Source organism: Enterocloster sp. OA13 (assembly GCF_022440595.1).
Lineage (GTDB): Bacteria > Bacillota > Clostridia > Lachnospirales > Lachnospiraceae > Enterocloster > Enterocloster hominis.
Map to the genome: position 1 here is coordinate 1,192,445 of NZ_JAKNTF010000001.1, position 24,198 is coordinate 1,216,642.

Annotated in this window: 20 protein-coding genes; 18 read left to right on the top strand and 2 right to left on the bottom strand. The window is 52.6% G+C overall.

Annotated elements, in window-relative coordinates; genetic code table 11:
• The first annotated feature begins 30 nt into the window (after positions 1-30).
• The 6 genes from rpiB to htpG all read left to right on the top strand — a co-directional run bounded on the left by rpiB (position 31) and on the right by htpG (position 6,691).
• The gene (gene rpiB, locus MCJ35_RS05195; protein WP_025482631.1) at positions 31-495 is read left to right on the top strand and encodes a ribose 5-phosphate isomerase B; all 465 of its coding nucleotides are present in this window, start codon (positions 31-33) and stop codon (positions 493-495) included.
• On the top strand, positions 488-1,432 hold the full coding sequence (locus tag MCJ35_RS05200; RefSeq protein WP_227809953.1) for an ROK family protein: 945 nt from the start codon (positions 488-490) through the stop codon (positions 1,430-1,432). The genes rpiB and MCJ35_RS05200 overlap by 8 nt, the downstream gene beginning before the upstream one ends.
• A gap of 274 nt (positions 1,433-1,706) precedes the next feature.
• A complete protein-coding gene (locus MCJ35_RS05205) occupies positions 1,707-2,588 on the top strand; it encodes an Rpn family recombination-promoting nuclease/putative transposase (RefSeq protein WP_025482629.1) in 882 nt (293 codons plus the stop codon).
• A 159-nt stretch (positions 2,589-2,747) separates the two neighbouring features.
• A complete protein-coding gene (locus MCJ35_RS05210) occupies positions 2,748-3,239 on the top strand; it encodes a DUF5721 family protein (RefSeq protein WP_025482628.1) in 492 nt (163 codons plus the stop codon).
• A gap of 37 nt (positions 3,240-3,276) precedes the next feature.
• Positions 3,277-4,506 (top strand): sigma-70 family RNA polymerase sigma factor, encoded by a 1,230-nt coding sequence (locus MCJ35_RS05215; protein ID WP_008722836.1) that lies wholly within the window; start codon positions 3,277-3,279, stop codon positions 4,504-4,506.
• Positions 4,507-4,678: 172 nt separating this feature from the next.
• Positions 4,679-6,691: a molecular chaperone HtpG gene (gene htpG, locus MCJ35_RS05220; RefSeq protein ID WP_025482625.1), complete on the top strand. Its 2,013-nt coding sequence runs from the start codon at positions 4,679-4,681 to the stop codon at positions 6,689-6,691.
• A 133-nt stretch (positions 6,692-6,824) separates the two neighbouring features.
• Here htpG and MCJ35_RS05225 read toward each other — a convergent pair whose 3' ends face one another.
• On the bottom strand, positions 6,825-7,787 hold the full coding sequence (locus MCJ35_RS05225) for a sigma-54 interaction domain-containing protein (RefSeq protein WP_227796416.1): 963 nt from the start codon (positions 7,785-7,787) through the stop codon (positions 6,825-6,827).
• A 118-nt stretch (positions 7,788-7,905) separates the two neighbouring features.
• On the bottom strand, positions 7,906-9,315 hold the full coding sequence (locus MCJ35_RS05230; protein ID WP_025482623.1) for a sigma 54-interacting transcriptional regulator: 1,410 nt from the start codon (positions 9,313-9,315) through the stop codon (positions 7,906-7,908).
• A gap of 520 nt (positions 9,316-9,835) precedes the next feature.
• Between MCJ35_RS05230 and MCJ35_RS05235 the strand changes: the two genes are divergently transcribed.
• From MCJ35_RS05235 to MCJ35_RS05290, 12 genes are all read left to right on the top strand, one after another.
• Positions 9,836-10,987, top strand: coding sequence for an acyl-CoA dehydrogenase family protein (locus MCJ35_RS05235; protein ID WP_008722849.1), 1,152 nt, complete (start codon positions 9,836-9,838; stop codon positions 10,985-10,987).
• Positions 10,988-11,031: 44 nt separating this feature from the next.
• Entirely contained in the window at positions 11,032-11,499 is a 468-nt protein-coding gene (locus tag MCJ35_RS05240; protein ID WP_008722851.1) for a MaoC/PaaZ C-terminal domain-containing protein, read from the top strand.
• Between the two features lie 13 nt (positions 11,500-11,512).
• A complete protein-coding gene (locus MCJ35_RS05245) occupies positions 11,513-12,265 on the top strand; it encodes an SDR family NAD(P)-dependent oxidoreductase (RefSeq protein ID WP_008722858.1) in 753 nt (250 codons plus the stop codon).
• Between the two features lie 20 nt (positions 12,266-12,285).
• Entirely contained in the window at positions 12,286-13,584 is a 1,299-nt protein-coding gene (locus MCJ35_RS05250) for an acetyl-CoA hydrolase/transferase family protein (protein ID WP_025482619.1), read from the top strand.
• 14 nt (positions 13,585-13,598) lie between these two features.
• Positions 13,599-14,822: an L-lactate MFS transporter gene (locus tag MCJ35_RS05255; RefSeq protein ID WP_025482618.1), complete on the top strand. Its 1,224-nt coding sequence runs from the start codon at positions 13,599-13,601 to the stop codon at positions 14,820-14,822.
• A 16-nt stretch (positions 14,823-14,838) separates the two neighbouring features.
• On the top strand, positions 14,839-16,110 hold the full coding sequence (locus MCJ35_RS05260) for a GntP family permease (protein WP_025482617.1): 1,272 nt from the start codon (positions 14,839-14,841) through the stop codon (positions 16,108-16,110).
• Between the two features lie 25 nt (positions 16,111-16,135).
• Positions 16,136-17,794 carry a class I adenylate-forming enzyme family protein gene (locus MCJ35_RS05265; protein WP_025482616.1) on the top strand — a complete coding sequence of 553 codons (1,659 nt, stop codon included), beginning with the start codon at positions 16,136-16,138 and terminating at the stop codon, positions 17,792-17,794.
• Complete coding sequence (locus tag MCJ35_RS05270; protein ID WP_025482615.1) at positions 17,781-18,713, top strand: MBL fold metallo-hydrolase; 933 nt, start codon at positions 17,781-17,783, stop codon at positions 18,711-18,713. The genes MCJ35_RS05265 and MCJ35_RS05270 overlap by 14 nt, the downstream gene beginning before the upstream one ends.
• 29 nt (positions 18,714-18,742) lie before the next feature.
• Positions 18,743-19,546, top strand: coding sequence for an electron transfer flavoprotein subunit beta/FixA family protein (locus MCJ35_RS05275; protein ID WP_008722878.1), 804 nt, complete (start codon positions 18,743-18,745; stop codon positions 19,544-19,546).
• Between the two features lie 14 nt (positions 19,547-19,560).
• On the top strand, positions 19,561-20,568 hold the full coding sequence (locus MCJ35_RS05280; protein ID WP_008722883.1) for an electron transfer flavoprotein subunit alpha/FixB family protein: 1,008 nt from the start codon (positions 19,561-19,563) through the stop codon (positions 20,566-20,568).
• Positions 20,569-20,589: 21 nt separating this feature from the next.
• Positions 20,590-22,515 carry an oxidoreductase gene (locus MCJ35_RS05285; RefSeq protein ID WP_025482614.1) on the top strand — a complete coding sequence of 642 codons (1,926 nt, stop codon included), beginning with the start codon at positions 20,590-20,592 and terminating at the stop codon, positions 22,513-22,515.
• A 240-nt stretch (positions 22,516-22,755) separates the two neighbouring features.
• The gene (locus MCJ35_RS05290; RefSeq protein ID WP_025482613.1) at positions 22,756-24,132 is read left to right on the top strand and encodes an RNA polymerase factor sigma-54; all 1,377 of its coding nucleotides are present in this window, start codon (positions 22,756-22,758) and stop codon (positions 24,130-24,132) included.
• Positions 24,133-24,198: the final 66 nt, after the last annotated feature.

Here is a 24,198-nt window from a genome sequence, read left to right on the forward strand (position 1 = left end):
ACCGAATGGACAGAGGATAGGAGACAGGATATGAGAGTTGGATTTGGTAATGACCATGTTGCAATTGAACTTAAAAACATTTTGATGGGACATCTTAGGGATAAGGGATATGAATGCATTGATTTCGGCCCCACGGACCCGGCGGACAAGGTGAACTATCCGGAGCCCGGACGCCTGGTGGCGGAAGCGCTCATGCGGGGGGAGATAGACAAGGGAGTATTGATCTGCGGTACGGGAATCGGTATTTCCCTGGCAGCCAACAAGGTGCCCGGCATCCGCGCGGCCGTGTGCTCCGAGCCTTATTCCGCAAAGCTTACGGTGGAGCACAACAACGCCAATATCATAGCCATGGGCGCAAGGGTGGTTGGGCCTGAACTGGCTAAGATGATTGTGGACGAATTCTTTGGCGCTGAATTTGAAGGCGGAAGACATGCCGTGCGCGTGGATATGATATCTGCAATTGAAGCGGAATATGGGGCGAAGTGGCATGAATAGGCTGGTGGGCGTTGAAATCGGCGGCACAAAGCAGCAGATTGCGGTAGGCACGGCCCAGGGGGAAATCCTGGACAGGAGGACGGTCAGGCTGGGGGATAAGACCAGCGCCGGGGATATCCTTATGTGGCTGAAGGACAATATCCTGGAAATCCAGGAGCGGTGGGAAATCGGCGGAATCGGCGTGGGGTTCGGCGGCCCGCTGGAGTTTAAGACGGGCCGGGTCCTGTGTTCCCTTCAGGTGCCGGGATGGATGGATTTCAGGCTGAAGGAGTGGTTTGAGGAACAGTTCGGGGTGCCTGCCGTCATTGTCAATGACACGGTCCTGGGCGGGATTGGGGAGCTGGTTCTTGGCAATGGCGCAGGGAGCAGCCGCTTTTTCTATACCAACATCGGCACCGGGATTGGAGGCGGCCTGTATCTGGACGGCAGATACTATGACGGCTGCGGATACGGTGCCTGTTATCTGGGCAATACATGGGTTCCTGACTGGAGGGACAGCAGGCCGGGGGCAATGACAAGGCTGGAGCTTATCTGCTCCGGGAAAAGCATTGAGAAGCGGCTGAACACGCCGGGATATGTGGCAGGGGAATCCTGCCTGGAACCAGGGAACGGGTGGGTGTCCTGCGCGGACCTGGCAGAGGGGGCAGGGGCAGGGGATTTGTTCTGCTGCCAGGAACTGGACCGGATTGCACGGACGTTTTCCCTAGGGCTGGCCAATGTGCTGGCAATTGCCGCGCCTGACCGGATTGTTGTGGGCGGAGGCGTGGCCAAAATGGGGGACCTCCTGTTTTCACGCATCCGCAGGTATACACAGGAGTATGCCTTTGTGGCCGATGCCGGACATTATGGGATTGTGGAAAGCAGGCTCATGGATGATGCCGTCCTGGCCGGGGGCCTCCTGACGGCAGGGAATCCCGGGCTGGCGCAGTGGGGATGAAACCGGAAGCGCTGTATGCGCCGCACATCATGCTGCGGCGCATGTGCCTGCATATAGTCTATATCAAGACTCTATTCAACGCAGGTGATTTATGTTAATATATGTTCACTGAAGGGGCTGCCCTTATCAATTAAATCTGGATATCTGTCTGCATTGGTTTTCTTATTTCTGTTTATCATTCCCATGTATCATTCCACATTTCATGTTTTATGAAGTATCATCATCAAGCGTCATTCCATGTCATCATATCTGCCTATCTGTAAGGAGGAATATCGTGAACCATCCTGCCGTGTACCTGCCTGATCCGTATCTCAAAACCCTGGCGGACAGCGATTGCCCGCTGGACATTTCCCTGACCAATGATTTTGCCTTCAAGAAAACATTCCGTAACAAAAAAGCACTTACCGGACTGTTAAGCTGTCTTCTGGATATCCCAGCCGGACAGATTGCGGACATTGGGTTTCCCGACACGTTCCTTCACGGAGACTATGTGGAGGACCATGAGGGAATCCTGGATATCCGGCTGGTCCTGAATCATCGGAAGCATATTAATATAGAAATCCAGATGCATACCTATCCATTCTGGGAAGAGCGCTCCCTGTTTTACCTGGCAAAGATGTATACGGAAGATTTTTGTAAGGGCGAGGATTACTCATCCCTTAAGGAATGCATACATATCAGCATCCTAGGTTTTGATTTGGAACAGAAGAAGCTTTTCAGCGTAATCCGGCTCATGGGCGACAGGAACTGCCGTGTTTACAGTAGTAAACTGAGCCTTCGTGTGCTATACTTAAAGCAGATAGAAAATGCCACTGAGGAAGAAAAGCAGACAGATGTCTACAAGTGGGCCAGGTTGATATCGGTCCGCGGCTGGGAGGAGTTGAAGCGGATGGCAGGGAGTGATGAATATATGAACGCGGCTGTGGAGGAGATGGAGAGGATTAACGCCGATAAGGAGTTAAGGTACCGGTATCTGATGCGGGAGAAGGCGGCCAGTGATGAGACAACGATACGGAACTATTATATTCAAAAAGGAGAACAGAGGGTAAACCGGCTGATACAGATCCTGCTTGAAAACTGCCGTTCCGATGATATATGCAGAATGATTCATGATAAAGGACTTCAGGAAAAATTATTTGATGAATTCGGTTTATGACAATAACAGACCCAAAGACAGCTTTTCATGAAAAGGCTCATGAGGAGCTGTTTTTTTGATAAATGCCACATCAGTTTTTATTTGACGGAAATAGGCAAAAACTGTATAATTGAGTAAGAATTTGGAAAACTGCGGTTGGCTGCGGTGCGGGAGAGGGCTATGGTTGCATTAAAAGTAGAAGATGTCAGGTCATTTACGTCCAAGCTGTTTGTAAAAGAGGACTTTGACCGGTTTCTTGTAAAGGAAATCAACATTATCACTTATAACAGTTTTACGATTGACGGTCATGTCAGACAGGGATATTATACCCAGGAGGAGCTGGAGGAGAACCGGATTGAGGATTTTTCTTCCTGGAAAATGTTAAAGCCTCTCTGCTTTTCCCTGATTAAAGGAAAAAAACTTCCCGGAAGCTTCCATATCGTGTTATCCCTTGCCCCACGGGATGTGGAAAAGTTTGCATCCTCCCTGGGCACGGGAATAGATGGCAGCCAGATTCAGGGATTGTATCTGAATATCCGTTACGAAGACGGAGCATTATATTGTATAACGGGAACTTCGCTGAACTTTTTTACCCTGGACAAGACACTGGAAACAGAGTGGGATAATGCGGTAAAGGCCTTTATGCGTTCCCATGAGATAGTGTGCACTTGAGGTAAGGCAGGTCCCATATGAGGGGGGAGGGCAACGTATGGATAAAATGGAATTGTCTCGTAAGCTGGAACAGCTGGCTGCATTGGCCGCATCCAGGGAAAACCGCCTGGAGATGACGGAGGTGCTGGATGCATTTAAGGAACTTCAGGTGACGCCGGAGGAGATGGAGGACGTTTACCGCAAGCTGGAACGGAAAGGCGTCCAGATCCAGGTGCCGGAGGAGGGGGAGGAAACCCTGCCTGACAGCGACCTGATCCTGGAGGATGACCTGGCCCTGGAGGACGGGGGGATGGTCAAGGAGGACTTCCGCTGGAAGTTCAGGGACAGTGATTCGGATGATTTGGATGAGGGCGGTTTAGGGGGCCTTGGAGGCAGTGAGGAAAGCGGGGAGGAGGAACTGGATGAATACCGGTCAGAGCGGATCCTGGACGGGGTTTCCACCGCTGACCCGATTCGGGAATATCTGAAGGAAATTGGATCCATTTCCCTTCTGACCCCGGAAGAAGAGACGGACCTGGCAAGGCGCAAGTCCGAGGGGGACGCAGAGGCGGGACGGCAGCTGGTAGAGGCCAACCTGCGTCTGGTGGTGAGCATTGCAAAGCGGTATACGGGACGTGGAATGGGCTTTTTAGATCTGGTCCAGGAGGGCAACCTGGGACTTATGAAGGCAGTGGAGAAGTTTGATTATTCCAAGGGATACCGTCTCAGCACCTACGCAACCTGGTGGGTGAAACAGTCCATTACCAGGTCCCTGGCAGACCAGTCCAGGACCATACGGCTTCCGGTCCATATGGTTGAGGCGGTGAATAAAATCCGGAGGGCCCAGCGCAGTCTCTCCGTAAGGCTGGGACGGGAACCATCCACGGAGGAAATCGCAGAAGAAGTAGGAATGCCGGAAAAGCGGGTTACGGAGCTGATACAGGCATCCGGGGACACGGTATCCCTGGAGACTCCGGTGGGAGATGAGGAGGGCTCCAACCTGGGGGATTTTGTGGCGGATGATGCCAATGCCTCCACGGAAGACAAGGCGGAGAGCTTCCTGCTTCGGGAAGAGATTGACGCCATGCTGCAGGGGCTTAATCCAAGGGAACGGGAGGTCATCATCCTGCGGTTCGGACTGGAGACAGGCCATCCCCTTACGCTGGAGGAGGTGGGCAGGCGCTTTAACGTGACCAGGGAGAGAATCCGCCAGATAGAGACAGCGGCCTTAAGGAAGCTGCGCAACCCGTCCAAGAGCAGGAAAATCAGGGATTTCCTGCCGGGATGACAGGGGAAAAGGCTAATGTGATATACATTTCCACAGAGTTATTAGCACTCAATAAAAATGAGTGCTAATTTTTTATTGACATTTTCCCCTGCAGGTACTAAAATGTAGTTTGTGAGTAAACATGTAAATTTAAGAAGAAACACAATGATAGAAAGAAAGAGGCGGATACGAGATGGCAAAGAAAGGCAGTTTATCAATTACAAGCGAGAACATTTTCCCGGTAATCAAGAAATGGCTGTATTCTGACCATGATATTTTTTACAGGGAACTTATCAGCAATGGTTCTGATGCGATTACCAAGCTTAAGAAGCTGGAGCTGATGGGGGAATATGAGAGACCCGAGGATGTGGAGTACAAGATCCAGGTAAGTGTTAACCCGACGGACAAGACCATTAAGATTACGGATAACGGTCTGGGCATGACTGAGGATGAGATTGACAAGTATATTAACCAGATTGCGTTTTCCGGTGTCCAGGACTTCATGGAGAAGTATAAGGACAAGGCAAATGAGGACCAGATTATCGGCCATTTTGGTCTGGGCTTCTATTCCGCGTTCATGGTTTCAGACAAGGTGTCCATTGACTCCCTTTCCTACGCAAAGGATGCAAAGCCCGTGCACTGGGAATCAGAGGGCGGCATTGAGTTCGAGATGGGCGAAGGGGACAAGGCTGAGGTGGGTACCACCATCACCCTTTACCTCAATGAGGACAGCACCGAGTTCTGTAATGAATACAGGGCAAGGGAAGTGATTGAAAAGTACTGTGCGTTCATGCCGGTGAATATCTTCCTGGACAATGAGACAGCAGAACCTCAGTATGAGACCATTGAGAAGGATGAGCTTAAGGACAAGGATACGGTTGTGGAGACCGTGATTGAGCCGGCAAAGACCGAGGAGAAGGAGAATGAGGACGGCACCAAGGAAACCGTTGAGATAGAGCCTTCCAGGGAAAAATATAAGATCTTAAAGCGCCCGGTGGCGTTAAATGATACAAATCCGCTGTGGAACAAGCATCCCAATGAGTGCAGCGAGGACGATTATAAGGATTTCTACCGCAAGGTATTCAGGGATTACAAGGAACCGCTGTTCTGGATCCACCTGAACATGGATTATCCGTTCAACTTAAAGGGAATCCTGTATTTCCCCAAGATTAACATGGAATATGACAGCCTGGAGGGAACCATCAAGCTTTACAACAGCCAGGTATTCATTGCGGACAATATCAAGGAAGTGATTCCTGAGTTCCTGATGCTGTTAAAGGGCGTCATCGACTGTCCGGACCTGCCCCTTAACGTATCCAGAAGCGCGCTGCAGAACGATGGTTTTGTAAAGAAGATTTCTGATTATATTACCAAGAAGGTGGCTGACAAGCTTTCCGGCATGTGCAAGACGGACCGTGAGAACTATGAGAAGTACTGGGATGATATCGCGCCATTCATCAAGTTCGGTTATATCAAGGATGAAAAGTTCTCTGAGAAAATGGGGGATTATATCCTTTATAAGAATCTGGAGGGCAAATACCTCACCCTTCAGGACTGCCTGGATGAGAACAAGGAAAAGCATGAGAATACGGTGTTCTATGTGACCAATGAAAAGGAACAGAGCCAGTATATCAACATGTTCAGGGAGGAAGGCATTGACGCTGTCATCATGCCTGCTGCCATTGACAATCCTTTCATCAGCCATGTGGAGCAGAAGAAGGAAGGGCTTAAGTTCCTGCGCATTGATACGGACCTGAACGCTGCGTTCAAGGAAGAGGTCAAGGAGGACGACGAAGAGTTCAAGAAGACTTCCGATGAACTGACGGAACTGTTTAAGAAAGCCCTTGGCAATGACAAGCTGGACATCAAGGTAGAGAAGATGAAGAACGCAGGCGTGGCTTCCATGATTACCGTGTCCGAGGAAACCCGCCGTATGCAGGATATGATGAAGATGTACAGCATGGGAGGCATGGACATGGGCATGTTCGGCGGCACGGGAGAGACACTGGTGCTCAACGCCAACCATCCCCTGGTACAGTATGTGCTGAACAACAAGGAAGGCGAAAACACAGGTAAGATCTGCGAGCAGCTTTATGACCTGGCAAGTCTGGGCCACGGACCGCTGGCGCCGGAGCGTATGACTAAATTCGTGAACCGCAGCAATGAAATCATGCTGATCATGGCTGGGGAGAAGAAAGAATCATGATTATGGGATCTCGGCTGAACCGGTAATCTTGGCAAACGTAATATAGATGACATAACAGGAATGCCTGTAGGTCCGGACCGCTGTCCGGAACCTCAGGCATTCCTGTTTTATGGTGAGGAGGATCTGGCCTGCATCATATATCCTTTAGCCTATGGTTCAGGGCTGCCCGGTCCATGCCAAGGATCCGCGCGGCCTCATCCATATCCTGGGTATGACGCAGGACCTCCGTGATATACGTTTTTTCAAACTCGGCAACCGCCTGTTTTAAGGACTTGAACTCCGGTTCCTGGGATATCCGGGGGGCCGGGCTGTGGGAAAAACGGTAGTTCTCTTTCAGAAGGGGACCTGTTATCTCGGACGCATCCTCCAGTACGTAAAGCTTTTCCATGAAATTCTGTATCTCCCGGATATTGCCCAGCCACTCCTGATCCATCAGGAAGTCCATGGCTTCCGGTGAAAATGTTTTCTGGCAGCCATAAATCTGTCCGAACCGCAGGGAGAGGTATTCTATCAGGGCGCGTATGTCCTGCCTGCGTCTGGATAAGGGAGGGATATCAAAGGACACCACATTGAGGCGGTAATATAAATCCAGCCGGAAGTCCCCGGCCTTTATCATCTTGGGAAGGCTGCGGTTGGTGGCGGCAATGATGCGGATGTTGACGGATGTGTCCTCAGTGGAACCGATGCTCCTCATGCTGTGCTCCTGGACCACCTGAAGAAGTTTTGTCTGTAAATCCAGGTCCAGCTCGCCGATTTCATCCAGGAACAAGGTTCCTCCTGCTGCCTGGGCAACCAGCCCCTGGCGGCCGGAACCGCTGCTTCCGGTAAACGCGCCTGACTCGTAGCCGAAGAACTCGGATTCAAACAGTTCAGACGGGATGGCGCTGCAGTTAATGTGGATGAAGGGCGCCCCGGCCCTGGGGCTGTGGCGGTGGATGAATTTTGCAAGGCAGTCCTTCCCGGTGCCGGAAGCGCCTGTAATCAGTATGTTGGCGTCAGTGGGGGCGATGCTCAGCGCATCGGAATACAGCTTTACCATGCTGCTGTCCCTGGCCACAATCCCCTCATTTAAAAGATTGTCACTAAAATGTTCCATATCGGTATCTTACCTCGGCTGTTGCCCCCCTGGGATGTGCAGATGGCGGAAATGAATTTTCAAACACGTCCTGGCGCCATCGTGTCAGTGCAGGGCATTTCCATGTTTTATGTGTGTTTTAAATGCCGTATTTCTTGCGCTTTTTGGAAAGTGTGGAAATATCCACCCCCATGGCTTCCGCTGCCGCGGTGGTGGTCTTGTGGCGTTTCAGGGCTTCACAGATCAGACGTTTTTCCAAAAGGACGGTGGCATCCTTCAGGTTCAGGTCCGGGGAATCCAGGTCTGAAATCATTCCAAGGATGCTTTCCCCTCCCGGTACCGTAAGGGAGGATGGAAGCTCTGCAGGGGTAATCACGTCATTGGTGCCGATTACCACCAGGCTTTCGATTATGTGCATCAGTTCACGGATATTGCCCGGCCAGTCATGGCGCATAAGGACATCCATGGCGGAAGCGCCCATGGTTTTGTGGGTGGAGTATTTTTTGTTGAAGCGGTTCAGGAATGCATTTACTAAAAGGGGGATTTCCACTGTCCGCTCACGCAGCGGCGGAATCTCCACTGTCACAACGTTCAGCCTGTAATATAAATCCAGACGGAATTGTCCGTCCTTAACCATCTGTTCCAGATTGCGGTTGGTGGCGGCGATGATGCGGATATCTAAAGGCACGGTCCTGGCCGACCCGATACGCCGTACGCTCCGCTCCTGGACCACCTGTAAGAGCTTTGCCTGTATGTCGAGGCCAAGCTCACCGATTTCATCTAAGAACAGGGTGCCGCCGTCGGCCAGTTCAATAAGGCCGGTCTTACCGGTCTTGGATGCACCTGTAAATGCTCCGGCCTCGTATCCGAACAGCTCGCTTTCAAACAGGCTTTTTGGAATGGCCCCAAGGTTAACATGGATGAAATTCCTGTTTTTACGGTTGCTGATGGAGTGGATGAATTTGGCATACACATCCTTGCCCACCCCGGACTCGCCCAGGATCATCACCGAGGTGGTGACTGAGGCAAGCCTGGTGGCTATTTTATAAATCTGCTTCATCCGTATATCTGAGACAATGATGTCCTTGGATAAAAGGGAGGAGGTCAGCAGCTCATTCAACTGGGATTCCAGGGCCAGGTTCCTGGCATTTAACTGGTTTAGCTCTGACTGCATGCGGATGGATTCGCTGCAGTTGGTGACAGAGTAAATCAGGTACCTGATAACACCGCCGCTGTCCCGCACAGGGGTCAGGGTCGTGGCAATGAAGTCCTCATTGGGATAGGTTACGATGTCGGTAAGCTCCTCGCCTGTTTCCAGCACCTGGTCCGCCATTACGGGACCGGACAAAGTGACCAGGTTCCTGCGGGATATGATCCGTATATCCTGGCCGATAAAATCTTTTACGTTAAAGCCCGCCATGGCGCTGTAGTAATCATTGCCCCATAATATCATACCCTTTGCGTCCGCAATGATGATTCCCAGCTTGCAATGGTCTAAAAGGCAGTACAATGTCTGAATATCAAGTTCTTTTGTTTCACTGTTCTCCACGGTCAATCTCCATTCTCTTATCATCACTGATGGTAACCCGATTAAGCAATGCCCTGTTCAGCGGCCAGCTCCTGTTATTAAGAATAGAACATCATTAATTTTTTGTCAAACACTGTTTGGATGATTATTCCTGACAACGATAAAAACAAGAATGATATTTGTGCAATATGTCGGTGCCTGATCTTGAAAAAAATCATAATCCATGTTAAAAACATAGCAGGAATTTTGAAAAAAATCAACATCTTAATTGATTTATTTTTTCCGACAATAGTTTTAATTCAAGCAAAAAAATAAATAATATTTTTTTTTGTTTTTTATTATCACTGTATTTACAAGGTATTTTCTACATTTCTTTTGTCTGTTCCCTCTTTTTATCAGTGCAAAAAAGCCGATATCCAAAAAAACAGGAAAGAAAATTGCTATATATCAGGGCAGAGGGTAAAAAAATAACACCAGAGTCATTTCAACCATGGATTGTTAATTTTTTTACAAATCAAAGACTTATTTTAAGGAGGGGCTTATGAACAAATATTTTTTAACTGAGGACCAGCTGATGATTCAGGAACTGGCAAAAAAGTTTGCCGACGAGGTAGTGGCGGCAACGGTAACGGAACTGGACGAGAAGCATGAATTCCCAATGGCAGAGGTGAAACAGTGCGCGGAGATGGGATTTTTAGGGGTCTGTGTGCCGGAAGAGTACGGCGGCGCAGGACTGGACCATTTAAGTGACGTCCTGGTCATGGAACAGCTTGCGCGCCATTCCTCTTCCCTGGCCTCCATCATCGATGCCCATGCATCCCTTGGAAGCATGCCTATCCTCATGGCGGGTTCTGAAGAGCAGAAACAGAAATATCTGGCTCCGGCAGCAACTGGGGAGACACTGTGCGCCTTTGCACTGACCGAACCGCAGTCAGGTTCTGATGCGGCCCAGATCCGTACGACCGCTGTCCTGGACGGGGATGAGTGGGTAATCAACGGCTCCAAGGCATTCATCACCAACAGTACATATGCATCCACATTCCTGGTGGCTGCAAAAACAGATCTGGAGGCAAAGGGCAGCCGCGGTATTTCCATTTTCATTGTTCCTGCAGGCCTTCCGGGATTTGAGGTGGGCAAGCCTGAGGAGAAGATGAGTAACCGCAGTTCCTATTCCTGCCCATTGTCCTTTACCGATGTGCGCATCCCGAAGGAGAACCTGGTAGGTGAGCTGAACCGCGGGTTCCCAATCTTCATGAAGTGTGTGGATGACGGCCGTGTGGCAATCTCCGCAGTGGCAGTGGGCATGGCACAGGGAGTCCTGGAGCGTGCGGCCAAATATTCCAAGGAGCGTGTGACCTTTGGCCATCCCATCTGTGAGAACCAGGCCATTGCGTTCAAGCTGGCCGAGATGGCAACTGAGATTGAGGTGGCAAGGGCCATGCTGTACAATACGGCACGCATGAGCGACAACGGGGTTCCCTTCAGCAAGGAAGCAACCATGTGTAAGATGTTCTGCTCCGAGATGTGCGTGAGGGTATGTGATATGGGCCTTCAGATCATGGGCGGCTATGGCCTGTGCAATGAGTATGAGGTGGAGCGTTTCTACCGGGATGCAAAGCTTCTGACCATTGGGGAAGGGACGTCTGAAATCTGCCGCATGGTGGTCGGAAGGCATGTGCTGAAGGAATACTAAAAATCAATAACCGGACAGGATCCGGGATACAGGAGGGGTTTTAGATGAAACGTTCATTTTTGTACCTGAGTGAGTTCCATGTGGGTGATACGTTCACCACGCTGTCAAGAACCGTCACGGAGACGGATGTGGTGCTGTTTGCAGGGATAACGGGGGATAACAACCCAATCCACACGGACAGGACTTATGCGGAAAGCCTGCCGTTTAAGAGCAGGATTGCCCATGGCCTTCTGGGCGCAGGCATTGCCACCGGCCTGTGGGGCCGCATGGGCCTGGTGGACGGTTCCGCCATTGCGGCGCTGAGCACGGAGTGGAAGTTCGTAGGCGCCATCAAGATAGGGGATACCATCCACTGTGAGGTGGAGGTGCTGGAAGCCAAGCAATCTAAATCCAAGCCGGACAGGGGCGTGCTGAATATCCAGTATACCATCCTGAACCAGGACAATCAGGTCTGCCAGGTGGGAAGCATGGCAACCATGCTGTACTGGGCGCCGCCAAAAGAAAAGGAATGAGGAGGAATTACATATGGAAATCAGAAGATATGATGATAAAATCGCGGTTGTAACAGGCGCTGCCAATGGAATCGGACTTAGCATGGTAAAGCGGCTGGTGGAAGAGGGGGCCAGGGTGGCTGCCCTGGATATTGATACCGAAACAATGGAAAAGGAATATGCGGGCCAGGAGGAAGACATTTTTAAGGTTTACTGTGACGTATCGGAAAAAAAGAGCGTGGACGAGGCCATCGCAAAGGTGTTAGGGCACTATGGAAGGATTGACGTGCTGTTTAGCAATGCGGGAATCATCGGGCGCCAGAGCCTTCTGGATACAACCGAGGAGACATGGCGCAAGGTGATTGATATCAACTTAAACGGCATGTTCTTCGTGAACCAGGCAGTGCTGCGCTCCATGGTGGAAAAAGGAATAAAAGGAGCAGTGGTCAATACCAGCTCCATTGCCTCCGCAACCGTTTCCACCAACACAGGCGCCTACAGCGCCAGCAAGGGAGGTGTTACCCAGTTTACCAAATGGGCTGCCCTTGAGATGGCGCCTCACGGAATCCGCGTCAATGCAATCGGGCCGGGAACCAGCGTTACCAGGATAACCGAGGGCACGCGTTTTAACCCGGAGAGGAATGAGAAATTCCTGCGCAACATACCTATGGGCCGGTATGGGGAGCCTGAGGAGGCAGCGGCGGCAGCCCTGTATCTGGGCAGCGAGGATGCCAGCTACATCACTGGCGTCACATTGCTGGAGGACGGCGGGTTCTCACTATTCTAGGGAAAGGTTGAGATATGGATATGAGTTGGAAAGAAAAATATGCAGATAAGATTTATACAGCGGCAGAAGCGGTCTCCCATGTTAAATCAGGGGAAAAGATCATCTTTGGGGACTGGGTCAGCGAGCCGCCCGCATTGGTGGAGGCGCTGGTAAACCGGGCGGATGAACTTAAGGGAGTGGAAATCATACACGGAATGAGCCCGGGACCCAATGCTTATGTGGCTCCGGAATACGAGGGTATTTTCCATCACACGTCCCTGTTCATCGGACCTAAGACCAGGAAGGCCTATGCGGAGAAACGGATTGATTACATCGGCGGAACCACCTTCAGCCGCTGGCCGGACCTGTTCGCAAAGAACCCGGACTTAAATCCACACTGGGCGTTCATCCAGGTTTCAGAACCGGATGAGGAGGGGATGTGCAGTTTTGGCAATGCGTGCTGCTTCTCAGAACCTGCCGCCAGGACAGCGGACCGCATCATTGCGCAGATTAATCCCAAGATGCCTACGCTGGGGGGCAAGAAGATTTCCCTGGATAAGATTGATTATATTGTACCGGCTGAATCCGGTCTTTATACCATAGGACGGGCGGAGATAGATGCCAAGACCCAGACCATTGCCGATTATGTGGCGGAACTGGTGGAGGACGGGGCTACCATCCAGCTAGGAATCGGGGCATTGCCGGATGCCATTGCAAGGAACCTGATGGGCAAGAAGGATTTGGGCGTACACTCTGAGACGCTGACCGAAGCCATGATGGAACTGGTGCAGGCCGGGGTCATCAACAACAGTAAGAAGACCCTGAACCCGGGCATATGCATAGGCGCCCAGGCAGCCGGTTCCGAGAAGTTCTATGAGTTCATTGACCACCATCCGCTGTTTGCCGTATATCCGGTGGATTACGTCAACGACCCATATGTGGTGGGGCAGAACTATAAGCAGACCTCCATCAACTCCTGCATGGAGGTGGACCTGAAAGGACAGGTGAATTCCGAGACCGTGGGCGGACGCCAGTACAGCGGCATCGGCGGACAGCTGGACCACGTGCGGGGCGCCCAGCTGTCAGAGGGCGGCAAGTCCATCCTGGCCCTTAACTCCACGGCCAGGCAGGACACTATTTCCAAAATCGTGCCATATTTTGCGCCGGGGAACGTAACCACCATATCCAGGTATGATGTCCACTACATCGTGACGGAATATGGCGTTGCGGACCTTAAGTACAAAACAGAGGGCCAGAGGGCCCTTGCCCTTATATCCATCGCCCATCCCAAGTTCCGCGACGAGCTTAAGTTTAAGGCAGCGGAAATGGGAATTCTGTAATTAGGAGATGTGCAATGACCATAACAAAACAAAAGAACAGGCGTATCATCCTGAGCGCGCTGTTTGTCAATGCATTCTGCTGCGGAGGCGTGTATGCGTGGAGCGTGTTCTCCGGTTCCCTGGCAGAGTACCGTAACTGGGACTACGGCCAGGTGACGCTGGCATATTCGCTGATGTCGCTGATGCTCTCGTTTTTCGGGATTGCGGGCGGCAAGATACTGGACCGGTTCGGGCCTAAAAAGCTGATGCTTGCGGCCAGCGTCATGTGGGGCGGAGGGTGGTTCCTGACAGGATGCGTGGGACAGCTCTGGCAGCTCTATCTGGTGTTTGGCATCATGACGGCAGTGGGGTCCGGCCTGGCGTACAATCCCAGCATCACCACAGCGGTCCGGTGGTATCCGGACAAAAAGGGCTTTGCCTCAGGGCTTATAACGGGAGCCACGGGCCTGTCCTCGCTGGTGGTTGCCCCGGTGGCGAATATGCTGTTGGAGCGGTATAATGTATCCGTGGCATTCCGGATCGTGGGGGCTGCGTTCCTGCTCCTCATGTTCTGCGCAAGCCTTTTGACGGATACACCTGAACCTGGATGGGCGCCAGAAGGCTGTGACGCCGGGGGAAAGACATCGGGCGCCAGCACGGTAAAGGATTTCACATGGAAGGAAATGTTTGGGGACAGGCGTTTTTACCTGATATGGCTGGCATTTTTAGGGGGCTGTGTGTCCGGCCTTATGCTGATTGGGCACGCATCCACCATCGGAAAAGAGGTTGCCGGCATAAGCAGCGGCGAAGCAGCGCTCCTGGTGGGAATCATGGCAGTGGCCAATTTCCTGGGCCGTATGCTGATGGGCGCCCTGTCCGATAAAATCGGCCGCTACCAGACAATCCTCATATCCCTGGCAGCCAGTACCGTGGGAATGGTCGTGTTGTCCCAGGCAAAGGGATTCGGGATATTCGTAACAGCGCTTATCCTGCTGTGCGTCTGCTTTGGCGGCGTGCTGAGCGTGTTCCCCAATATCGTGTCTGAGAACTTCGGGCTTAAGAACATGGGAATCAATTACGGAATCGTGTTCACTGCCTATGGAATCGCAGCCCTGATTGGTCCCATGACGGCATCCGCGGTCAAGAATTCCAGCGGTTCCTATAACATGGCATTCATCATAGCGGGGATATTTGCGGCGGCGGCATTTGTGCTGGTATTCGTAATCTATCGTATGGCTAAGAAAAATACTTTGAAATAACAGAGGGAGAAAAAATATGGGTGTACTGTTAGCGTTTACTCTTCTTGTAATATTGATGTATAAAAAGGTCCCGATCATCGTTGCTGCCCCGGTGTGCGCAGTGGTAATGGCCGCCCTTTCAGGGCTTAATATCATGTCCGCCCTGACAGGCGACTACATGGAAGCAATGGTCGGCTTCATTAAATCTTATTTCATACTGTTCCTTATCTGTGCTATATTTGGGCGCATCATGGATGTGTCGGGCGCTGCTTACTCCATCGGAAAGTGGCTGGGCGCAAAATTAGGCGCCAGATATGCAATGTGGGGCGTAAGTGTTGCAGCCCTGGTGCTTACCTATGGCGGCGTGTCCTGTTTTGTCCTGGTTTTTGCGATTTATCCAATTGCCCTTGTATTGTTTAAAGAAGCTGATATCAGCCGTAAGCTGATTCCCGGAACCATCATAGCAGGCATGTCCACTGCACCCAATATTTTATGGGGGTCTCCTGGACTTTGCAATGTCATTCCGACTACATATCTGGGCACGACCGTTAAGGCAGCCCCGTTGGTCAGCGTAATCTGCTCCATATTCTTCTATCTCAGCGCAATGGCTTATCTGATATTCGAAAACCGTAAGATGCAGAAGAGGGGCGAGAGATTCATTCCAACTGAAAAAATAGAAAAGCTCCTTGCGGATAACGCAGCGAAGAAAGCAATCAATCCAGGCCTTGCGCTGGTTCCTATTGCTGTCATCATCATTACATTAAACGGATTTAACCTGGATGTTAACATCGCGATGCTGTGCGGGGTCATTGCCGGATATATCCTGTTCTGGGGAAATATCACAGACAAGATGGATACCATGGTAGTGGGGGCGCAGAATGCAATCGGTTCCATTATGAATACGTCCACTGCAGTGGGTATCGGCGGCGTTGCTAAGATTACTGCTGCATTTGGTTCACTGATGCAGTGGGTATCCAGCCTTGGCGGTTCTCCTCTTGTTTCCTGGGCCGCGGCAGTTACCATGATTGCCGGCGCTTGTGGTTCCGGTTCCGGCGGAGTTGCCCTGGCCTGTTCCACATTGGCAGATAAATATCTGGCAATGGGCGTGAATCCTGAAATCCTTCACCGTATTGCCAGCTGTGCATGTATTGTCCTGGATTCCCTTCCATGGAACGGCGTCATGATTACCGTCATGCAGGCATGTGACCTGACCCATAAGGAAGCTTATAAGCATCTGTTCATGATAACGGTTGTACTTGCATTCTTCAATCTGCTGCTTTGCGTGGGCCTGGGCCTGATTATGTATTAAAATACCTTTCAAAAAGGAAGATGACATGAAATCTTTAGAGGAACGCCGGAAGGACCTGCTGGCCCGTTTTCCTGTATGGAAGAAAATGACGCTTTACCAAGGTCTGGCGTCAAAGGCGGCCGAAGGCCCGGAGCGTGTGTTTTTGCTGGTAGAGGGAAGGGAATTTACCTACGGGGAAGTCCTTGGGGAAGCGGACCGCATAAGCGCGGCCTTATGGTCCATGGGACTTACAAAGGGCGGCTGTGTGGCCGTTGCCCTGAGTAACCGGATTGAATTTGTCACGGTCACATTTGCCCTGGCGAAAGCCGGGGCAGTGAAGGTGCCTGTGAACCGCAATGCAAGCCTGAGGGAACTGGAGTATATCCTGGAACAGACCGGGGCCAGGTTCCTGATTACGGAAAGACCTGTGGAGGCTGAAGATAAGTCTGCCTGTCCCGGACTGTGCCATATCATCTGCCTGGATGGCACCGCAGGGGCGGACGGGCGGTACCTTTCATGGGAGGAATTTCTGGAAAAGGGGAAGGCCCCGGCCATGGAGATGCCCTGGCCGGATGCGGACAGCATTTCCGACATCATTTATACTTCGGGAAGCACAGGGCGGCCGAAAGGAGTGATGCTTTCACATGACATGCTGTGGCGCAGCGCATTTGCCAGCTGCGTGAACAGGGGATATGAGACGGGGCGCAGGATATATGTACCCCTTCCCCTGTTCCATGTATACGGTTATGTGGAAGGGCTGCTGGCGGCAATCCTGGTAGGCGGGAGCATCCTGATCACCAGAGGCAAATTTGACGTGAAAAAGGCACTGGATGCCATGGAGCGCTGCGGAGCCAATGATATCTTAAGCGTGCCGTCCATCATGATGAAACTGCTCCAATATCCTGAGCTGGGACAATACCCGCTGAAGGAACTCCACGCAGTCTACTGTTCCGCCTCCATCTGTCCAAGATGGGTGTGGAAGGCGATACGGGAAAGACTCAGGGTACAGGAAGTGATCACGGGATACGGGATGACCGAGGTGTGCGGGGCATCCATGCAGACAGATCCTGAGGATGATGATGAGGTCCTGGCCGGACGTGTTGGGAAAATCCTCTATGGAGGCCCGGCAGGGGATGAGCGCCTGAATGGAAATATAATCGAGTACAAGGTGATTGACGAAAACGGTGAGGAACTGCCTTTAGGAGGCTGCGGCCAGCTGCTGTGCAGGGGACCGATCGTGACCAGGGGATATTACCGGGACGGGGAGGCAACCGCCCTGGCCGTGGATCAGGAAGGATGGCTGAAAACAGGGGACGTGGGGTATTTTGATGAAAAAGGGTACCTCAAGTTCCTGGGCCGCTGCAATGATATGTATAAGATTAACGGGGAAAATGTCTCGCCCCAGTACCTGGATAAAATCATATCCAAGTGTGAACACGTGGTAACGGTGGAGACGGTAGGCGTGCCGGATGAGAAGCTGGGGTATATCGGCGCTGCGTTCGTGGATGCGGACAACCCGGACCAGGAGACAAAGGAATCCATTGTGGATTACTGTAAAGCCAACCTGGCGCCATACCAGGTGCCCAGATATTTTTTCTTTACGGACAGCTGTACCTGGCCTCACACAACTACTGGCAAGGTACAGAAATTCAAGCTCCGGGAGATTGCAAGGAAACGGATGGAGGAAGAGGATGGCCAGGTTTGAACATGTGGCGGGCAACACGGGCTGCCTGAGTCTTAAGGGAAACTGTATCCCTGTGTACTGCATGACCGAAAAGGAATGGATCATCATGGATTCCGGCTCACGCTTTGACCGGGATGAGTTAATCCATTATCTGAAGGAACATACAATCAATATAAAAGCAGTGCTCACCAGCCATGCCCATTATGACCATGTGGGGAACCATGCCGTGCTTCAGGAAATGTTCGGATGTGAATGTGTCATGACGGCCTTTGACGCAGGGGCGCTCCATGACACGGTGGCCTTAAAGTCCTGTTTTTATTCCTGCACGGAAACGGAAATCAGGAAGAATTTTTCTGATATGGTGTGCAGGGCTGACAGGCTGATAGAAGACGGGGCAAAGGAAATCCTGGTGTCCGGCGTCCGGTTTAAGGTAATTGGACTGCCGGGCCATGCGGCCAGCCAGGTGGGGTTCGTGACGCCGGATCAGGTGGCGTATCTGGGCGACTGCCTGCTGGGACCTTCTGAGGCCCGGCAGGAAAAGGTAATCTATATGCTCAACTGGAAGACAGCACTTGATACCATGAGGATGGCGGCAGGGCGTTTTGACGGCTCTCCCTGCATCCTGTCCCATTATGGGGTATACAGGGACATGAAGCCTGTGCTGGAAGCCAATATCCAGGCATTTGAGGAGATGGAGGGGCGCATCCGGGAAATCATGCCGGAGGAGTTTTATCTGGAGGACATGGTGAAAGGGCTGACAGGGCATATGGGCATAGTGGTAAAGAGCCTGCCCAAGGCCCGTCTCATGGAGCGGGTGGTGCGTTCCATCCTGGAATATATGGCTGAGACAGGCGGACTGGATATAGGGATAAAGGACGGTGTGATTGTATATACCCGCGGCGGTCAATCCCATGTGTCCGGCAATACCCGGACACACTGACAACAATGAAAATAAGAGGTGGATGATATATGAATATATTAGTTTGTATCAAACAGGTACCGGATACAACCGAAATTAAAATCGATCCGGTAACCAATACATTGATCCGTGCAGGCGTTCCAAGCATCGTCAATCCCTTTGACGCATATGCTCTGGAGATTGCCGCCCGGATTAAGGATGTGACACCAGGAACAAAGATAACGCTTTTGTCCATGGGACCGGAGCAGGCCAAGGCGGCTTTAAAGGAGTGCCTGGCCGTGGGCGGTGACAAGGCGTACCTGGTCAGCGACAGGGCCTTTGGCGGAGCCGATACCCTGGCTACCAGCTATACCCTTAAGACAGCCATTGAAAAGCTGGAGGAGACGGAAGGTAAATTCGATATCATTTTCTGCGGCAAACAGGCCATTGACGGCGATACGGCCCAGGTCGGACCTGAGATTGCGGAGCATCTTGATTATCCTCAGGTCACCTACGCGGTGGAAGCCAGGGTGGAAGGCGGGGAGGTCCTGGTAAAACGCGAGACAGGGGACGGCTTTGAGGTGCTGGCAGCCAGCATGCCGTGTGTTGTCACGGTCACAAAGCCCTACTTTGACCCAAGGTTCCCTACCATCAAGTCCAAGCTGGCAGCAGGGCGTGCGCAGATACCGACCCTGACAGCGGACGACCTGCCTGTGGACAGGGAAAGCATCGGTTTAAAAGGTTCCCCTACCAAGGTTAAGAAAAGCTTTACTCCTCCCCAGAAGCAGGGTGGGATCAAGATTTCTGAGGACAGCAGCGAGGCATCGGCCAGGAAGTTATTCGCCATGTTAAGCGATGCAAATATCATTGGATAGAGGGAGGGACTGACATGGAGGCTAAGAATAAGGATTTATGGGTATTTATAGAAACGGATGAGGAAGGAAAGGCCAGGAACGTGGGCCTGGAGCTTCTGAATCCGGGAAGGCGCCTGGCTGATAAGCAGGGCGGGGAACTGATAGGCGTGGTAATCGGATGCGGCATCGGGGAGGCTGTGAAGGCAGCCGTTGCATACGGGGCTGACAAGGTAATCGCCGTGGACGGCGAAGAATATAAACATTACACCACCGACGCTTACACGGACGCGGTCTGCGCCCTGGTTGAAAAATACGGGCCTACCACCATGCTGATTGGCGCAACCAATGAGGGCCGGGACATGGGGCCGCGTATTTCCTGCCGTCTGAGGACAGGACTGACAGCGGACTGTACGGGCCTTGATATTGATGAGGAGAGCGGCAACATGGCATGGACACGTCCTGCCTTTGGAGGAAACCTGATGGCAACCATCCTCTGCCCCAACCACCGCCCACAGATTGGCACGGTCCGTCCGGGCGTGTTCAAAAAGGGTGAAAGGGATGATGCAAGGCAGGCAGAGGTCATCCATGAGGATATCCACATCACGGCTGACAGGATACGCACCCGCCTGGTGGAGGTCATCCATGAGATGGGGGCGGAGAACGTGGATCTGGAGGGCGCTGAAATCATCGTGTCCGGCGGCCGCGGGGTCGGAGGGCCTGAAGGCTTTGCGCCCTTAAAGGAACTGGCTGACCTGGTAGGCGGTGTTGTGGGGGCGTCCCGCGCCGCAGTGGATTCCGGCTGGATTGCCCATGCCCATCAGGTGGGACAGACCGGCAAGACCGTTGGACCCAAGGTGTATATTGCCTGCGGCATATCCGGGGCCATACAGCACGTGGCGGGAATGAGCGGTTCCGGCACCATCATAGCAATCAACAAGGATCCGGAAGCCCCAATCTTTCATATTGCTGATTACAGCGTGGTAGGGGATTTAAAGCTGGTAATCCCCGTACTGATCCAGGAAATCAAGAAGAGCCGCGCTTAGACGAAAGGAAGTCATTTTCCTATGTATGAATGTTTATTTGAAGAAAACCACATTGGCACCATGAAGCTGAAGAACCGCCTGATCGTGCCGGCCATGTCCACCCGTTTTGTGGGGGAGGACGGCAGGGCCACGGAGCAGTTCATTGCCTACCATGAAACCAGGGCAAAGGGCGGCTGGGCACTGATCATCACGGAAGATTTCCTGATTGACGAGGGAGTGGGCGTTAAGAAGGAACTGCCGGGACTTTGGGATGACGGGCAGATTGAAGGTTATAAGAAGTGCACGGACCGGATCCACGCTGCAGGCGGGAAAATCTGCGCCCAGATTTACCATGCGGGAAGGAATACACACAGCGGCATCACAGGCATCCATAACGTGGGTCCCTCCCCCATCTGCGACCCTTCCAACCGGGAGGTGCCCCATGAACTGACGGTTGGGGAAATAAAGGCCATTGAGGAAAAATTCGCGGATGCGGCGCTGCGGGCCAGGAAGGCCGGATTTGACGCAGTGGAGCTTCACGGCGCCCATGGATACCTGATTGCCCAGTTCCTGTCCCCGTTCTCCAACCGGAGGGCGGATGAGTACGGAGGCACGCTGGAGAACCGTGCCAGGTTTGCAGTGGAGACAGTGAAGGCGGTGAAGGAAAGGGCGGGATGGGATTATCCTGTGCTGCTGCGGATTTCAGCCACGGAGTTCATTGACCAGGGCATGAATGTGGAGCAGGCAAAGGCCATCTGCCGGCTGGTGGAACAGGCCGGGGCGGATGCCATCAACTGTTCCCAGTCAGGGCCGGCCACATTTTACAATACGGTTCCCAGCTTCTATGTGCCAAGCGGCGCGTTTGTGGAACTGGCAGATGAGATAAGGAAGGTTGTGGGCATCCCGGTTGCTACGGTGGGGAGGATTAACAGCCCGCAGCTGGCGGAGGAGGTAATCCTGTCCGGCAAGGCAGACCTGGTGGCCATGGGGCGGGCTTCCGTGGCAGACCCGTACCTGCCCGCTAAGCTCCAATCAGGGGATACGCAGTCCATACTCACCTGCATCGGATGCTGCCAGGGATGCCTTGGGAGCACGTTAAGGAAAAAGACACTTACCTGCCTTGTGAATCCATTTGCAGGCAAGGAAACCACATATTCGCCGGAGGACAGGGCAGGACATATTAAGAAGATAGTGGTTGCCGGAGGCGGCATCAGCGGCTGTGAGGCAGCCATTGTGGCGGCCATGCGGGGCCATCAGGTAATTCTGGCGGAGCGGGAAGCACGGCTGGGAGGCCAGTGGATTGCGGCCGGCATCCCATGCAGCAAGGCGGATTTTCCTTCCTTTGTGAGCTGGCAGAAGCATATGCTTTTACGCCTGGGAGTGACCGTGCTTCTGAACCAGGAAGCGGACCGGGAGTTCCTTCTTAAGATGGCGCCGGATCTGGTGCTTGACGCAACGGGAAGCACGCCTGTGATGGTGCCTGTTCCCGGAATCGAAACCGCGGGGACTGCATTTGCCCAGGAAGTCCTTACAGGGAAGAAACCGTTCGGCAATCATCCGCTGATCATAGGCGGAGGGCTTGCGGGTGCGGAAACCGCGGAGTTCATTGCAGGCTATCAGGTTCCGGTGGAGCTGGTGGAGATGCGGGAGGCCATTGCCATTGACTGCGAGCCTGGCCCGAAGTATTTCCTTCTGAAGGCATTGAGGGAGCTGGGCGTGTCCATGTACACCATGACAACCGTGAAAAGGGTGGAAGGAACAACCGTTGTCCTGGAAAAGGATGGCAGGGAAATGCGTGTGGAAGGCATTGACCAGATCATCCTGGCAGTGGGGATGCGTCCATCACAGGGACTTAGGGAAATGCTGGCTGACACGGGGCTGGAGGTAAGGCCCATCGGGGATGCGGCCTCGGTGAAAAACGGGTTTTCCAATGTGCAGGAGGCATTTGCGGCAGCCTGTGATATCTGAACCTGCCGGATGACAGTGTCCCATTGAGGCCCGGTGTGCGGCATGGGTTTCGTTGTGCGGCATGGGTTCCGGTGTGCGGCGTGGGTTCCGGTGTGCGGCGTGGGTTCCGGTGTGCGGCATGGGTTCCGGTGTGCAGCATAGGTTCCGGTGTACGGCATGGTTCCGGTGTACGGCATGGGTTCCGGTGTATGGCATGAATTCCTGTGGATATGGCTTCCGTTAATAAGAGGAGGGGATTGCGTGGAAAATGGTCTGGTCATGAGCCAGGAACTGAAACAGAAGCAGACGCTGTCCGCGTACCAGTACCAGTCCCTTCATATCCTTCATCTGGGCAATGCCCAGGTAGGCGAACTGCTGAAAAAAGAATATCTGGAGAATCCCTTCATTGAACAGAGGGAGGGGTTCTCGGGAGAAGAGTATCAGTGGCTGGAATATTATAAGGCCAATGTAAAGGAAAGCAGGCCAATTCCAGGGAATGGCAGCGGACCGGAAGCCGGGGATGCGGACGGGGACAATGGAAAGGAGTATGGTACATCCGGGTGCGACTGGAGGATGGATATCAAGGAACAGCTTTATGACGGCCGCACACCGGAGAACCGGCGGCGCCTGTTGGAACAGATGATCCTTCTTCTGGATGACCATGGCTTCCTGGCCTTTTCTGAGCGGGAAGGAAGCAGGCTGTTAAAGATACCGGTCAGGCAGTACCGCGTTCTCAGGAAACAGCTGATGGAGCTGGAGCCTGAGGGAATCGGATGCGTTTCCATGGGAGAGTATTTCCTGTTCCAGCTTATGAAAAAAGGAATCCATGTGCCGGACGCCTTCCGGGATCTCTGCATGAACCATCTGGAAGATATAACAGAGATGACCTTTGTCCAGATTGCGCATATGATCCACGCCTCCTTTCAGGAGGTCAAGCGGTGGGTGCGGGTCCTGGGTACGCTTAAGCCGTATCCAATCCGGGATTCCGGGGAAGGCTGCGCTGTGGAAACCGTGATTCCCGACATTTTAATCGTACCCAGGGGCGGTGGACTGGAGGTCAGGGTTAATGATTATTACATGCGCCAGTACTGTGTCAGCGATTTTTACCGCAGGACCATGAAGGATGAGGATAATGAAGAACTGCAGGAATATATGGACAGGAAGCTATTGAGGGCCAGGCAGATATATCTGGCAGTGAGCAGGCGCAACCGGACCATCTGCAGGATGGGGGAATACCTGCTGAAGGTCCAGGGCAGCTTTTTCAGAGGCGGATTCCTTACCGGGATGACATATAAGATGTTTGCGGATGAACTGGAAGTCCATGAATCCACGGTATGCCGCATTGTCTCCAACAAATATGTGTCATGTCCCCAGGGCATCCTGCCCCTTAAGTATTTCTTCAGCAAGGGCGTGGACGTGGTGGATGGTCAGGGCCGCGTCACAGGCACCATGGGGAAATCCAGTGTCAGGGAACTGATTGCATTCCTCATTGAAAAGGAACCGGGAGACAGGCCCTACAGTGACGGGAAGCTGGCTGATATGCTGAAAAAGGAATATGGCCTGAGGATTTCCAGGAGGACCGTTTCCAATTACCGGGAGGAAGCCGGGATACGGAGCGTGTATGAGCGGAAGGTGTAGGGAAGGATAGAAGGGCGGGAAAAACTGGTTTATGGTTTTCCTGCTTTTTGCGTGGGCTGATTTTGG

Bases quoted from the DNA above. Each gene is read 5' to 3' on its own strand.
- rpiB (WP_025482631.1), top strand. From the start codon at position 31: ATGAGAGTTGGATTTGGTAATGACCATGTTGCAATTGAACTTAAAAAC.
- MCJ35_RS05200 (WP_227809953.1), top strand. From the start codon at position 488: ATGAATAGGCTGGTGGGCGTTGAAATCGGCGGCACAAAGCAGCAGATT.
- MCJ35_RS05210 (WP_025482628.1), top strand. From the start codon at position 2,748: ATGGTTGCATTAAAAGTAGAAGATGTCAGGTCATTTACGTCCAAGCTG.
- MCJ35_RS05215 (WP_008722836.1), top strand. From the start codon at position 3,277: ATGGATAAAATGGAATTGTCTCGTAAGCTGGAACAGCTGGCTGCATTG.
- htpG (WP_025482625.1), top strand. From the start codon at position 4,679: ATGGCAAAGAAAGGCAGTTTATCAATTACAAGCGAGAACATTTTCCCG.
- MCJ35_RS05225 (WP_227796416.1), bottom strand. From the start codon at position 7,787: ATGGAACATTTTAGTGACAATCTTTTAAATGAGGGGATTGTGGCCAGG.
- MCJ35_RS05235 (WP_008722849.1), top strand. From the start codon at position 9,836: ATGAACAAATATTTTTTAACTGAGGACCAGCTGATGATTCAGGAACTG.
- MCJ35_RS05240 (WP_008722851.1), top strand. From the start codon at position 11,032: ATGAAACGTTCATTTTTGTACCTGAGTGAGTTCCATGTGGGTGATACG.
- MCJ35_RS05245 (WP_008722858.1), top strand. From the start codon at position 11,513: ATGGAAATCAGAAGATATGATGATAAAATCGCGGTTGTAACAGGCGCT.
- MCJ35_RS05250 (WP_025482619.1), top strand. From the start codon at position 12,286: ATGAGTTGGAAAGAAAAATATGCAGATAAGATTTATACAGCGGCAGAA.
- MCJ35_RS05255 (WP_025482618.1), top strand. From the start codon at position 13,599: ATGACCATAACAAAACAAAAGAACAGGCGTATCATCCTGAGCGCGCTG.
- MCJ35_RS05260 (WP_025482617.1), top strand. From the start codon at position 14,839: ATGGGTGTACTGTTAGCGTTTACTCTTCTTGTAATATTGATGTATAAA.
- MCJ35_RS05265 (WP_025482616.1), top strand. From the start codon at position 16,136: ATGAAATCTTTAGAGGAACGCCGGAAGGACCTGCTGGCCCGTTTTCCT.
- MCJ35_RS05270 (WP_025482615.1), top strand. From the start codon at position 17,781: ATGGCCAGGTTTGAACATGTGGCGGGCAACACGGGCTGCCTGAGTCTT.
- MCJ35_RS05275 (WP_008722878.1), top strand. From the start codon at position 18,743: ATGAATATATTAGTTTGTATCAAACAGGTACCGGATACAACCGAAATT.
- MCJ35_RS05280 (WP_008722883.1), top strand. From the start codon at position 19,561: ATGGAGGCTAAGAATAAGGATTTATGGGTATTTATAGAAACGGATGAG.
- MCJ35_RS05285 (WP_025482614.1), top strand. From the start codon at position 20,590: ATGTATGAATGTTTATTTGAAGAAAACCACATTGGCACCATGAAGCTG.